Below are 12,946 nucleotides of genomic sequence, written 5' to 3' on the forward strand. Positions count from 1 at the left end.
GCCGAACAGGTGCACGGCAGAAAGGGTGTCGAATGTCGCGCGGGAGTGCTTCGATGGGCTCATGAGCATCGATGCCACTGCCATCATCCGCGAGGAAGCGGACCGGCTCGCCGCCGTCCTTCTCGCCACCGATCCTGATCAGCAGGTCCCGACCTGCCCGGAGTGGAATGCTGCAGACCTGCTGTGGCACGCCGCCGAGGTCCACGAGTTCTGGGCCGCCATCCTCGCCCAGAGGGCGCTGACCGAGGAGCAGGTGGAGGAGATCTCGGGGGCGAGGGGTGCGCGGCCCGATGACCTCGAGGCGCTGACGGATCGTCGCGCCGCTGCGACGGACGCACTCCTCGCCCAGCTCGAGACCCGCCGCGACGACGAGGCCGCCTGGTTCTGGCTCTCGACGCAGCAGAATGTCGGCGTGATCCGCCGTATGCAGACCCATGAGGCGATCATCCATCGGGTCGACGCGGAGCTCGCCGCGGGCCGCCCCGTCACCCCGATCTCGACCGAGGTCGCTCACGCCGGGCTGGACCACGTGCTGCGCGTGATGTGGCCGGCAGGAATCGAGTGGATCCCGCAGTGGGCCCGGATCACGCCGACCGCCGTGATCGAGATCGAGGCGGGCGGGAGCGGCACCGAGCAGCTGCTCATCAGCCGCTGGTCGGGGACGCGCCCCCGCGACGGCGCGCGCTTCGATGTCCCTGTCGGCCGCCTGCTCGAGAACGCTGGGGAGGGCGACTCTCTCCCGCGCGCCACCGTATCCGGTTCTCCGTTCGCCCTGGACCTGTGGGCATGGGGGAGGGGCCTGGCTCTCGAGCACCTCACCGGCGGGTCCGAGAAGGTCGAGATCGTCGGCGATCCGGAGGCCGTGCAGCAGATGAGGGCGCTGATCGCCGAAGGGCACGACTGAGGTCCGTGGGAGCTGGGGAGCGCCCGCGCCTCACCGCGCAGTCTGCACCGGTGCGATCTGCGCTGCAGGCACCTGCCGCAGTCGACCGTCGGCCAGATGCATGAGCGTCGCGATCGCGAGGAACGCCCCCAGCACCACGACGGTGGTGATCAGCACCTGCGACCAGGACGACGCGGTCGGATCCAGGAACGCGTAGGGGTACCAGGCGGTGACCCCGCCCCGCATCCAGGTGGCAGCCAGGTACGCGAGAGGGAAGGCCTGCCACCACAGGATGCGACGTGAGGAAGCAGGGTGCTCACGGGGTGTCAGGGCCCAATCGGCGATCGCCGCCACCGGCGCCAGACGGTGCAGCACGATCCCGGTCCAGCCGATATCCCATCGCAGCAGTTCGTCCAGCGGGGCCACCAGCAGCGCGTAGATGATCCCCGTCATCGCGAGATAGAACGCGACGGCTCCGCGCGCATCGTCGAACCAGGCGGGCCGACCGGTCGCCATGGCAGTGCCCACGCCCACGAGGACCACGAACATCAGGTTCGATTGGTTGGTGAAGTAGGAGACGTGCTGTGCGAGCAGACCCTCGTGCACGGCGCCCAGGGCATCGCTGACCAGCGCAGCGAGAACCAGCAGTGCGATCGCCGACCGCGCCGCCGTGGCCGGGCTGATCACGACCCGTGGGGCCAGGAATCTCGCACGTCGGCGCCGCCTTCGATCACGGTCTCCCGGCCACCGGTCAGATCCGTCCAGGAGTCCTGGGGGCGGTAGCCCAGCTCGAGGGTGGTGTTGGTCATCGACCAGCGCCGATTGGGGTTGTCGGAGATCGCATAGAACACTCCGAATCGCACCTCGGCCTCGATCGCCCGACGCACCACCTGCGCACAATCGCGCGGGCTCAGCCACAGGGCGCGCAGGATGTCCTCCTCGACCGTGAGCGGATCGTCGGTCACCCAGCCGATGCGCAGCGCGATCACGTCCAACCCGTACTCGTCGTAGTAATAACGACCGAGGGCTTCGCCGAAGATCTTGGAGACGCCGTAGAGGGAGTCTCCGCGGGGGATCTGGTCCGGGTACACCGGCCACTGCTCGAGCCGGTCGTACATACCCATCGCATGGTTCGAGGAGGCGAGGACGACGCGCCTGACGCCGGCTGCTCGGGCCGCCTCGAGAACATTGCGCTGTCCGATGAGATTCGCTTCCAGCACGAGCTCCCAGCTGGATTCCGGGGAAGCGGCGCCGGCCAGGTGCACCACCGTGTCGATACCGTCCATGAGTGCGAGGACCTGGTCGTAGTCGCCGAGCTCGGCGACCCGGAAGTCGGAGCCCGGCGGGGCATCATCGGCGCTGCGGCCATGCAGGACGAGCTCGTAGTCCTCATCCAGGGCCGCAGTCAGGTCGGAGCCGACGCCGCCCGTCGCGCCGGTGATCAGCACACGCCTGTTCGAGTTGCTCATGCGGCCATTATGGTCGCTGCGATCCCGACGGGGGCGGCTCCAGGGACGTCAGGACGTGCGGGCCCCTGCCTGGTGGTCGCCGTCCCGGTCCGGCATCGGCCGGATCTCGGTGCGCATCCGCTCCATGCGTGAGTCCAGGTCCGCGGCGACGCGCGCGGCGTCGTCCAGCTCCTCGCGCAGGCGGGGAGGGAGGTTCTTGCGGTACTTGTAGCTCAGCTTGTGCTCGGTGCTGGCCCAGAAGTCCATGGCGATGGTACGCAGCTGCAGCTCGACGGGCACGTACTCGGTGTGCTCCGAGAGGAAGACGGGAACCTGCACGATCAGGTGCAGCGAGCGATACCCGTTGCGCTTCGGAGAAGCGATGTAGTCCTTGACGGTGAGCACCTCGAGATCCGGCTGACGGCGCAGCATGTCCGCGATCCAATACACGTCCGAGACGAAGCTGCAGGTGATGCGCACCCCGGCGATGTCATGGACCCGCGTCCGGATCGCCGGGATCGTCATGTCGCCGCCGGTGCGCACGGCTTTCTCGATGAGGCTCTCGGTGGACTTCAGGCGAGAGCGCACGTGCTCGATCGGACTGTAGTCGTGAATCTGCTCGAACTCCTGGCGCAGGATGTTCACTTTCGTCTCCACCTCGTCGATCCCGAACTGGTAGTGCATCCGCAGCCGGGTGAATTCCTGGTGGACCTGCTTCAGCTGCGCGGCGAGGAGCTCCTGGTCGGCATCCGGCCGTACCAGCTGGGCCTGCTGTGCCTGCACCAGGGCACTTACCCGCTGCGAGGTCTCGCCGTCGATCGTTTCCGCGTCGTCCATGGAGTGACAGCCCTTCGAGGGGGAATCCGAACTCCCCGACCATGCCAGATCCGGCTGGGGAGGCGGTGCAACCGCGTCGACAACCGTAGATCTGTTCGCCACGAAGGAGAAGCGGTGTTCACGAGGCGAGGGTGGCACGTTCGGAGGCTGACCGCCCATGACCAGGCAACCCGCTATTCGGCCACCCGCGAGCCGATCCCCCACGACCCGGTGGCAGCGAGATCATTGAACGTGTACACGTGAGGACCCTGCAGCATCGACGTCGGATCCCGGTAGGCCGGGGCGAGCTCGTCGAGCAGAGCATCCGGTCGCCACGAGCCCGGGCCCACGAGGCGGCGAACCCCGGAGGTCGGAGCTGTCAGCAGGCGCAGCGAACGGCCCACCCCGATCCGCGCCCCGATGCGCAGCAATCGCGCTGTGCCGACGGGGGCGGCGATGCCCGGACGCACCGGGAGGGTGACGCCTGCGTCCCGGATGTTCTGCAGCCACGACAGCAGCGGCGCAGCCTCGAAGCACATCTGGGTCACCAGATAGGAAGCATGCTCCGCCTTCGCCTTCAGCAACCGCAGAGCCTCCTGCTCCCCGACGAACGGGTGCCCCTCGGGATGCGCGCCCACGCCGATGGTGAACCCGCGCCTCTCCGCGTCGATGACCTCCACCAGGTCCAGCGCTCCGGTGAAGGCGCCGGCAGGCCGCGGGGCATCGCCGGCGATCACGAATACTTCGTGCACGCCGGCGGAGGCGAGTTCCGCCAGGATCCCACGCAGTTCCCGCACGTCGGCGATCTGGCGGGCGGCCAGGTGAGGTATCGCCGTGAACCCCCGTTCCGCCAGGGCCAGCGCTGTCGAGATCGTCGCCGCCGTCCCGTGCGCCGGTGAGGCGGTCACGGTCACCCGTGACCCCGGCGGCAGATGCTCGGCCACCTGCTCGGCGATGTCCCGCAACGGGATCACCTCGAACTGTGGCCTGCACTCCTGCGCCGACGGGTCGCGCGGAACCTCGCTGGTCATCTCAGACTCCCAAGGCAAGCTCTCCTGCCGCCGCATCAGGTGTTCCGAGTGCGGTGACGTCCCCCTTGGGCTGATCCTTGGCCGGGTCAATGAACGGTTTGGCGACGACGACGGCATCGACCAGATCGGTACCGGAGGCGTCGCGGGCGCCGATGTCGACCTGCAGCTGCGTGCCCACCTCTGCGGCCTCGATCGACACCATCGCCAGTCCGATGTTCTTCGCCAGCCGCGGGGATCGACAGGCGGAGGTGACCTCGCCGATGCGGGTCCCGTCACGGTGGACGGGCAGGACGTCGATCATCGAGCCGTCGTTGTAGGTACCCAGCTCCGGCCCGCCGATCTCGAGCCCGACCAGCTTCCGATGCGGACCCTCCGCCTTGATCCGGCGCAAGGCCTCCTTGCCGATGAAGTCGGCCTCCTGGTCGAGGTCCACCATCCAGTCGTAGCCCATACCGACCTCGAAGGGGTTGGTGTTGATCGTGATGTCCGCGCCGTGAGCGAGCATGCCGCCCTCGATGCGCCGCATATGGCACGGCCCGATGACCCGCAGATCATGGGCCCTGCCTGCTTCCCAGACCAGCTCCCACAGCCTCTCGGCATCGCGCGACGCGTGATGGACATAGATCTCGTACCCGATCTCGCCGGTGTATCCGGTGCGCGAGACCGTCACGTCGATCCCGTCGATCGTGTAGTCGTGCAGGTAGTAGTAGCGGATGTCGGCCACCGAGTCGCCGAGCAGGTCGCGCATGAGTGCGAAGGACTTCGGTCCCTGCACCTGCACGGGGCCGACGTCGATCTCTTCGATCCGCACGTCCATCCCGGCGTGCGTGGCGACGCCGCGGGCCCACAGCAGGATGTCGCTGTCGGCGAGCGAGAGCCAGAAGCGGTTCTCCTCCAGTCGCAGCAGGATCGGGTCGTTCAGGATCCCGCCGTGCTGATCGGTGAGGAAGACGTACTTGCACTGTCCGACCTTGCACTTCGACAGGTCGCGGGTGATCAACAGGTTCGTGAAGTCGAAGGCGTCGGGGCCGGAGATCTCGATCTGGCGCTCGACGCCGACGTCCCAGAGGGTGACGCCCTCCAGCAGCGCCCAGTACTCGGCGACGGGGTCACCGTAGTGCCGGGGGTGATATGTGTGGTTGTAGACGCTGTACATCGCGACCCCGTGGCGCCGGGAGGCGTAGAAGAACGGGGACTTGCGGATGCGGGGGTAGAGCAGCACTTGAGGATTCGGGTTCACAGTCATTGTGGCCTCCAGGAATCGTGTCCGTGCCCAACTGTGACATTCCCGTGCGCAATGCGCAATGATGTGCGTAGTACGCATGACAGGTACGAGAAAGCCAGGGAGACGAGGACGCATCGAGTGCGATGAGCGCGATGCGGTCACCGGTCAGGAGGAGCCAGATGATGACGGGAACGGGAGCAGTGCAGTCCGTCGACAGAGCGGTGCAGGTGCTGGAGATCCTCGCCCGCGACGGCGGGTCGAGCGTGGGTCGGGTCGCGGCCGAGCTGGGGGTCCACCAGTCCACGGCCTCGCGTCTGATCGCCGCGCTGGAAGGTCGCGACCTGGTGGAACGAGCCGGGGAGGGCGGGCCCGTGCGGCTCGGCGTCGGCGTGCTGCGGCTGGCGGCGGCGACGCACTCCCGGCCCGACCTCACCGCCGTCGCCGGCCCGGTGTGCGACGCGCTCGCCGAGCAGCTGGGCGAGACGGTGAACCTCGCCGTATACCGCTCGGGAGCGGCGGTGAATCTTCACCAGGCCCAGGGCACCAGGACGGTCGCGATGCACAACTGGGTGGGGGACCGGACAGTCCTGCACGCGACCTCGAGCGGGAAGGTGCTGCTCGCGCACCTTCCGCTGGCGGAGAGCGAGGCTCTGCTGGCAGCACCCCTGGAACGATTCACGACTCGCACGGTCGTCGACCCGGTCGCGCTGCGGGAGCAGCTGCGGGAGGCCGGGACCCGCGGCTGGGCGGTGGCGGAGGAAGAGTTCGAGGAGGGACTGAACGCCGTCGCCGCGGCGATCCGTGGGCCGGAGGGGAACGTGGTCGCGGCGCTGTCCGCGGCCGGGCCCGCCTACCGGCTCGGCTCCGCGGACCTCCCGCAGATGGCTGAGCAGCTGGTGCGGGCCGCCACGGACGTCTCACGAGCGTTGGGGCATCGCCCCGACCTCACGGGCTGACCCGCCCTGGCCTGGCAGGCGCCCCGTCCAGGATCGGTCTCAGCCCGTCATCCGAGCGTTCTCCGGGTCGAAGGGCGGTCGGCGCCCGACGCTCAGCACCTCCACCGGGAGCAGCGACCCCAGGTACTGGACGTGCAATGCCGTGCCCACCACTGATAGTTGCGGGGGGAGATATGCCAGGAGCAGGTAGCGTCCGATCGACGGCGCGGGACCGGCGGAGGCGACGAAGGAGCGACGTCCTCGGGAGTCGAGGATCGGCTCACCGTCGGGCGTGAGCACCGGTTCATGACCGGTCGGGAAACGTGCGGCGTCCGGGTTCGAAGGAGGTTCCGCGAGGGCGAGGGTGCACAGTGTGGCGGCCGGTCCCCGATCTCGGGAGGCGAGGTAGGACTGCTTGCCGACGAAATCGGCCCGCTTCACCTTCGGCAGCGCGAGATCGGCCTCGACCGGGTCGTACTCCCCGGTGAGCTCGGCGCCCATCAGCCGGTAGGCCTTCTCCAGGCGCCCCGTGGTGCCGTACACCCCGATGCCCGCGGCAATCGCGCCATGCTCCTGGCCGGCTTCCCACAGCAGGTCCCACAGGCGCAGACCGTGCTCGGTGGCGACGTGGATCTCCCAGCCGGATTCGCCGACGTAGGAGATCCGCAGCATCGAGACCGGGATGCTGCCGAGCGCCATGTCCTGGGCGGTGCCGTACCCGAATGCCTCGCCGCCGAGGTCGATATCGGTGAGGGCCGAGACCAGATCACGGGCCCGCGGGCCCCATACCCCGATGGTGGAGACCGCCGAGGTCATGTCCGTCAGCTGCACCGATCCGTCAGGAGGCAGATGGCCCCGCAACCACGCGAGGTCCCGGCCGCCCTCGGCGCCGCCGGTGATCACCCGGAAATCCGCCACCCCGCGTCGCACGATCGTCAGGTCCGAGCGGAACGTGCCCACCTCGGTCAGCAGCGGGGTGTAGACGACGCGGCCGACGCGCACATCGATCCGCGCCATGGCGAGATGCTCCAGGTAGGCCAGGGCGCCGGGCCCCGTCACGTCGAAGATCGCGAAGGCGCCCAGGTCGATCATCGCCACCCGCTCGCGCATCGCGAGGTGTTCGGCCTCGATGAGCGGTGACCACCAGCGGGCATCCCACTCGTGGTTGCGCTCGGAGAGGCGGGCTCCGAACTCGGCGAGGAGCGGGGCGTTGGTCCGGTACCACTGCGGGCGTTCCCAGCCGGCGGCCTCGAAGTACTCCGCCCCGAGCGCCTCGGTGCGGGGATGGAACGGGCTGGTGCGCATCGGGCGGCCCGAAAGCCACTGCTCACGGGGATGGCTGATCCCGTAGACCCTCGGGAACCCCTCGGCGGCGCGCGCCTTCACGTGGGCCTCGGTGCGGGCGGCGGGGTGGAAGCGAGCGATGTCCGAGCCGTGCGGATCGATCTCGCTGGTGCCGTCGGTGATCAGCTCGGCGAGCAGGCGGCCCACCCCCGCGGCCTCCTTGATCCAGACCGCTGCCGCCGACCACAGGCCACCCACCTCGGGCGTCTCGCCCACCAGGGCGCCACCGTCCGGGGTGAGGGAGAGGAGCCCGTTGATCGCTGTCTTCCGGGGTGGTTCGGGGTCGGTGAGCAGCTCCGGGAACATCTCCCGCGCATGCTGCATCTGCTCGGTGAAGTCGTCCTCGGTGAAGGGGAAGCTGGTGGGGCTGGCCTGCCCGGGATGGGCACCGACCGGAGGGATCTCCTCCGTGCGGTGCAGCAGCGGGCGATGCGCGTAGGACCCGATCTCGAGGTCGGGCCCGCGCTGACGCTCGTACATGAGGCGGTCCATGTCCCGCAGGAGCGGGAAGCTGACCCAGTCATCGGTCGCCGCGAGCTGCGGGATCGGGCCGACGTCGATCATCTGGTGCACCGCCGGGGTGAGCGGGATGGCCGCCCCCGCGAGCGCTGCGACCCGCGGGCTCCACACGCCGCAGGCGATGACCACGATCTCCGTCTCGATCTCACCGCGGTCGGTGACCACGCGACGCACGCGTCCTGCTGTGACCTCGAGGCCGGTCACCTCGGTGTCGGGGACGGTGGTGAGCGCGCCGAGGCCTTCAGCACGCTCACGCATCAGCTGACCCGCCCGGATCGGGTCGACGATCGCACCGGTCGGGGTATGGAAACCACCGATCAGCAGGCTCGCGTCGCAGTACGGCACGAGCTCCTGGATCTCCGCGGGGGAGAGCAGGTGCGCCTCGACGCGCCACGATCGGGCCGACGTCATCCGTCGGGTCAGCTCCTGCATCCGTCGCGCGCTGCGCGCCACCTCGATGCCGCCGCAGCGGGTGAGCACCCCGAGCTCCCCGTACTGCCGCAGGGAGTCCACGGTGAGGTCGGTGATCTCCTTCGAATGGTCGACGGGGAACACGAAGTTCGAGGCGTGCCCGGTCGACCCACCTGGATCCGGCAGCGGACCCTTGTCGATCTGGACGATACTGCGCCATCCATGGTCCGCGAGGTGGGCGACGGCGGCATTGCCCACCACACCGGCTCCGATGACGACGATGTCTGCGCGATCCGGCAACTGTGCCATGGCGTCCTCCCGAACTGGCCCTGGGCATCCTCACGGTAGACCGGTCTGCGGCGTTTGACCAGGGGTACCACGATCGCGGTCCAGGCCCCGGCCCCGGTTCCGCCGAGCTTTCCAGATCCTCGGGATGGGCGCTGCCTACCGCCGGTCCGCGGAGTGCACGGTGTGCTGGTCGAGGAAGTGCTCGACCCCCTCGAGGACCGCGCGGTTGCGCGGCGAGGCGAAGACGTCGAAGCCGTGCTGCGCACCCGGCAGCTCCGCGTACGCGACGGCGTGGTGCGACCCACCTCGTAGATGGGCTACGAGGTCACGGGCCTGCTGAACCGGCACGTAGGTGTCCTGGTCGCCATGGAACAGGACGACCGGGGGTGCCTCGTCGGCCGGAAGATCCAGGGGAGCCGAGGTCGGATGCTCCTCCGCGCCGCGCCCGTAGTACCGGCCGTAGTAGCCGTACAGTCCGACCACCGCTGAGATGCGGGTGTCGACGTCCTCGAAGCCCGGCTGGAGATCTGGCTGGTTCGCCGTCAGCGCGGCGTGGACGGCCAGGTGCGAGCCCGCGGAGCTGCCGGCAACCACGAGCGTGGTGCCGTCCATGTCGAACTCCTCGGCGTGCGCATGCACCCAGGCGAGCACCCGTTTGACGTCCACCAGGTGCTCGGGCCATGCGGACTGCGGGCGCAGGGAATAATTCGCGCTGAGCACGATCCAGCCGCGCTGTGCCATCCGCTGCCGCAGCGGTCCGGACTCGAAGTGCTTGTCGCCGCCGACGTATCCGCCGCCGTGGAGATAGATCAGCACCGGAGCCGGCCCGGTCAGGTCGCGCCGTCGAGACAGATCCAGCAGGTGGTGCTGGCCCCCGGGGGCATAGGGGATGTTCGAGATGCGTTCGACGAGCCGTGTCGGGCGCAGAAAGGGCAGCACCGATGCCCCGCGGAACGGGCGTGACCCGACGGGGACGCCGACGGTCCTGACGATGACGCGACGTGCGCGGGCGACCGACACCTGCAGGGCGATCATCCCTGTGGCCACGAGCGCCGCTGCGGCCAGGGCCAGGGGGCCGAAGGGCGTGGACAGGAGATTGTCGAGAAGGAGTGCCTGCGCGGTGGCCAGGGCGAACAGGATCAGTCCCAGGAGCGGCAGCTCGTTCAGGACGACGCTGAGAAAGTACACGCCCCGGGCAATCCAGATCGGCCGGCGGGGCGGTCGGAGCATGGCTGCGGTGGCCAGGCCCCAGATGAGGATGGTGACCAGGTAGCCGTAGGGCATGGCGGGAGCCTTCCTGGGATCGGATGCAGGGCTCCCCGACGCGGAATCGAGACGTGGGATGCTGCGTCGTCGTCGTCGTCGTCGCCGATCGAGTCCCGTCCCAGGTGCTCTGGGGTGGGTAGATCGTCGATGATCATGTGTCCACCGTGAGCCATGAATTTACAGATGGCAATGGTCGCAAATCCAGCCGGGGCATGACTGGGCATGAGGGGCGACCTGCCGCCAGGGCGCTCCTCGGGGTCCCCGCTAGCAGCATTCCTCGTCGGACAAGATCGCTGGTTGCACCTTGGTACCGGAGTGACTGTCAGCGCGTGGGGCGTGCGCCATCGTCAGCGGCGACGAATGGGATAGGCGTCGATGAATCCGAGCGGCGTCCCGGACGGCGTCAGTCCGTGGGAGCGGAGAGGTTGACGACCGCCCAGCTGCCCAGCTGTTCGAGGATCGGCAGCAGACTCTCGCCGCTCGGGGTGAGTGCGTAGGAGACGGTGACGGGAGGGCCGGCGTCCACGGTGCGCGTGACGAGTCCCGCCAGAGCGAGTTCTGCCAGACGGTCCGAGAGGACGGAGTCGCTGATGCCTGAGACGGCACGGCGCAGGGCGACGAACGAAGTAGATCCGGAGCCGAGGGTCGCGACGATCATGCCGTTCCAGCGTTTGCCGAGCACGCTGAAGGCAAGGGTGACGGCTTCATCGCACACCTGGAGCTCACGGTCGATCTCGGACATGGCTCCATCATACGTGCTACGCTCCGCCGAGTCGCTAGCTAAAGCATAGTGACTCCGAGAATCGAAAGGTACTGTCATGTCGCTCTTCCGCCTGGACGCCAGCATCATGCCCGCGACGTCCGCCAGTCGTTCGCTCGCCGACCTCGTCGAGGCAGAGTGGTCTGCCGCCCATCCGGACTCCGTCGTCACTCGTCGTGACCTTGCGCAGGATCCGGTGCCTGCGAACGCCTGGTCCGACGTAGTCACCTCGGGTCACCTCGCAGTCGGGGAGCGGACCGGGGAGCAGGCCGCAGCTCACGCTTTGGCCACGACGCTCGCCGATGAACTGATCGACGCCGATGCGCTGCTGTTCGCGGTGCCGTTGTACAACTACGGCGTCTCTCAGCACTTCAAGGCCTGGTTCGACGTCGCATATGCCGATCCGCGCATCGATCCCACCGGCACCGCGCTGCAAGGCAAGCCCGCGACTCTCATCACGGTGCTGGGCGGAAACTACGCTGTGGGGTCGCCGAAGGAGGGATGGGATCACTCCACCGGGTGGCTGCGTCGCGTCCTCGAGGACGTCTGGGGTCTCGACCTCCGCGTCGTCCAGCGTCCGTTCACGCTCGTGGGCGTCAACCCCGCGCTCGACGCCTTCACTGATGTCGCGAACGAACTCAAGGAGGATGCCGAGAAGTCCGCGCAGGCCTACGGGCGCGAGCTCGCGGCAACTCGGAGGATCCACGTCGCCTGATCGGATCGATCCGCTGCTCCCGGCCGGCGGTGGACTCACCGTCACGATGAGCCCACCGCCGGCCGGGCGATGAGGCTCATCATGCAGACATGCACATGCGTCACCTGTTCCGCAGTGGCGAGCCCCCGATCTGGACGACTCGCCGAAACAGGGGCAGCGGGCGACTGACATCCACGCCCGCTGCGGCGGCGCAAGAAGGCAGGCCTGGCCGCCTGCTCATCGCCCACGACGACGTCATCATCGCCGATCTCGACACCGCCACCCTCTTGGCCGAGTTCACCATCGACCTCACCCGCGGCTACCAGACAAAGAAGCAGGGCCCCGGTGAAAACCGGGGCCCTGCTTCATGAACCATGTCCCGAGACATCTGCGAACGATGTCCTGAGACTTCACATTGGGGTGATCGACGGTGTCTGGTCTCAGGACATAGTTCGCATCTGTCTCGCGACATCGTTCGCATCCGTGGCCGGGTGATGTCTCGGGACATCGTTCGCACAATGAGCGATGGCGAAGAACCGGGTGATCGTGCTGTCCATCATCGAGAGCGGGCTGCGGCCGGCGGAAGCCGCACGACGCTACGGCGTCTCGCGTCGCTGGGTCGAGATCCTGCTGGTCCGCTACCGCACGGGAGGCCTCGACGCCCTCGACCCCGGCTCCCGCGCGCCACACCACAGGCCCCACGCCACGCCCCCGGACGTGGTCGAACGGATCGTGCAACTGCGCCACGAACTGAGCACCACCGGTCAGGACGTCGGCGCCGTCACTATCTCCATGCGCCTGGAACGTGAAGGCCTCCCCAGCCCCTCCCGCGCCACGATCCACCGAATCCTGCGCGCTCACGACCTGGTCACCCCGCAGCCCCGCAAACGACCCCGCTCCTCGTGGCACCGCTTCGAAGCCGATCAACCCAACGAGATGTGGCAGGCCGATTTCACCCATTGGCCCCTAGCTGACGACACCGACGTCGAGATCCTCGACTTCCTCGACGACCACTCCCGATTCCTGCTGACAGCCCGCCCCTTCACTCCGGTCACCGGCCCTCTCGTCACCGCCACGTTCATGGACCTGACCCGCACCTACGGCGCCCCCGCCGCGATGCTGACCGACAACGGGATGGTCTTCACCACCCGCTTCGCCCAGGGCCGCCGAACGCTGAAGACTCTGAACTCGTTCGAACGCGCCCTCCAGGACCTCGGGGTCCGCCAGCTCAACGGCGCCCCGAACCATCCCCAGACCCAAGGCAAGATCGATGAAGCGCCCTGGGTTTCGTTCCGAGTCTCAGCAAGGAGAATCGGAACATGCCCA

Annotated in this window: 13 protein-coding genes; 5 read left to right on the forward strand and 8 right to left on the reverse strand. The window is 68.4% G+C overall.

Annotation, left to right across the window (positions count from 1 at the left end; translation table 11 throughout):
* Nucleotides 1-61 precede the first annotated feature (61 nt).
* Nucleotides 62-904 carry a maleylpyruvate isomerase family mycothiol-dependent enzyme gene (locus INT51_RS11270; protein ID WP_193105392.1) on the forward strand — a complete coding sequence of 281 codons (843 nt, stop codon included), beginning with the start codon at nt 62-64 and terminating at the stop codon, nt 902-904.
* Between the two features lie 30 nt (nt 905-934).
* Here INT51_RS11270 and INT51_RS11275 read toward each other — a convergent pair whose 3' ends face one another.
* The 5 genes from INT51_RS11275 to INT51_RS11295 form a co-directional block, all read right to left on the reverse strand.
* Complete coding sequence (locus INT51_RS11275; RefSeq protein WP_193105393.1) at nt 935-1,570, reverse strand: Pr6Pr family membrane protein; 636 nt, start codon at nt 1,568-1,570, stop codon at nt 935-937.
* Nucleotides 1,567-2,352 (reverse strand): NAD(P)-dependent oxidoreductase, encoded by a 786-nt coding sequence (locus tag INT51_RS11280; protein WP_193105394.1) that lies wholly within the window; start codon nt 2,350-2,352, stop codon nt 1,567-1,569. The genes INT51_RS11275 and INT51_RS11280 overlap by 4 nt, the downstream gene beginning before the upstream one ends.
* 48 nt (nt 2,353-2,400) lie before the next feature.
* Nucleotides 2,401-3,168 (reverse strand): GTP pyrophosphokinase family protein, encoded by a 768-nt coding sequence (locus tag INT51_RS11285; protein WP_193105395.1) that lies wholly within the window; start codon nt 3,166-3,168, stop codon nt 2,401-2,403.
* 173 nt (nt 3,169-3,341) lie between these two features.
* Entirely contained in the window at nt 3,342-4,178 is an 837-nt protein-coding gene (locus INT51_RS11290) for a methylenetetrahydrofolate reductase (protein ID WP_193105396.1), read from the reverse strand.
* A gap of 1 nt (nt 4,179) precedes the next feature.
* Nucleotides 4,180-5,424: a glycine cleavage T C-terminal barrel domain-containing protein gene (locus tag INT51_RS11295; protein WP_193105397.1), complete on the reverse strand. Its 1,245-nt coding sequence runs from the start codon at nt 5,422-5,424 to the stop codon at nt 4,180-4,182.
* A gap of 158 nt (nt 5,425-5,582) precedes the next feature.
* On the opposite strand from INT51_RS11295, the gene INT51_RS11300 reads away from it, so the two are divergent.
* Nucleotides 5,583-6,359: an IclR family transcriptional regulator gene (locus INT51_RS11300; protein WP_226832237.1), complete on the forward strand. Its 777-nt coding sequence runs from the start codon at nt 5,583-5,585 to the stop codon at nt 6,357-6,359.
* A 39-nt stretch (nt 6,360-6,398) separates the two neighbouring features.
* On the opposite strand, the gene INT51_RS11305 is transcribed toward INT51_RS11300, so the two are convergent.
* From INT51_RS11305 to INT51_RS11315, 3 genes are all read right to left on the reverse strand, one after another.
* Complete coding sequence (locus INT51_RS11305) at nt 6,399-8,921, reverse strand: FAD-dependent oxidoreductase (protein ID WP_193105398.1); 2,523 nt, start codon at nt 8,919-8,921, stop codon at nt 6,399-6,401.
* 135 nt (nt 8,922-9,056) lie between these two features.
* Nucleotides 9,057-10,184, reverse strand: a complete 1,128-nt coding sequence (locus tag INT51_RS11310; protein WP_193105399.1) for an alpha/beta hydrolase — start codon at nt 10,182-10,184, stop codon at nt 9,057-9,059.
* Between the two features lie 385 nt (nt 10,185-10,569).
* Entirely contained in the window at nt 10,570-10,908 is a 339-nt protein-coding gene (locus tag INT51_RS11315; RefSeq protein WP_193105400.1) for a helix-turn-helix domain-containing protein, read from the reverse strand.
* A 76-nt stretch (nt 10,909-10,984) separates the two neighbouring features.
* Between INT51_RS11315 and INT51_RS11320 the strand changes: the two genes are divergently transcribed.
* From INT51_RS11320 to INT51_RS11330, 3 genes are all read left to right on the forward strand, one after another.
* Entirely contained in the window at nt 10,985-11,641 is a 657-nt protein-coding gene (locus tag INT51_RS11320) for an FMN-dependent NADH-azoreductase (protein ID WP_193105401.1), read from the forward strand.
* A 95-nt stretch (nt 11,642-11,736) separates the two neighbouring features.
* The gene (locus INT51_RS11325; RefSeq protein ID WP_193105402.1) at nt 11,737-11,991 is read left to right on the forward strand and encodes a hypothetical protein; all 255 of its coding nucleotides are present in this window, start codon (nt 11,737-11,739) and stop codon (nt 11,989-11,991) included.
* 154 nt (nt 11,992-12,145) lie between these two features.
* The coding region (locus tag INT51_RS11330) for a DDE-type integrase/transposase/recombinase (RefSeq protein WP_193105403.1) at nt 12,146-12,946 on the forward strand (801 nt) is incomplete at its 3' end.

Origin of the sequence: Brachybacterium sp. FME24 (assembly GCF_014897705.1) — a bacterium.
Lineage (GTDB): Bacteria > Actinomycetota > Actinomycetes > Actinomycetales > Dermabacteraceae > Brachybacterium.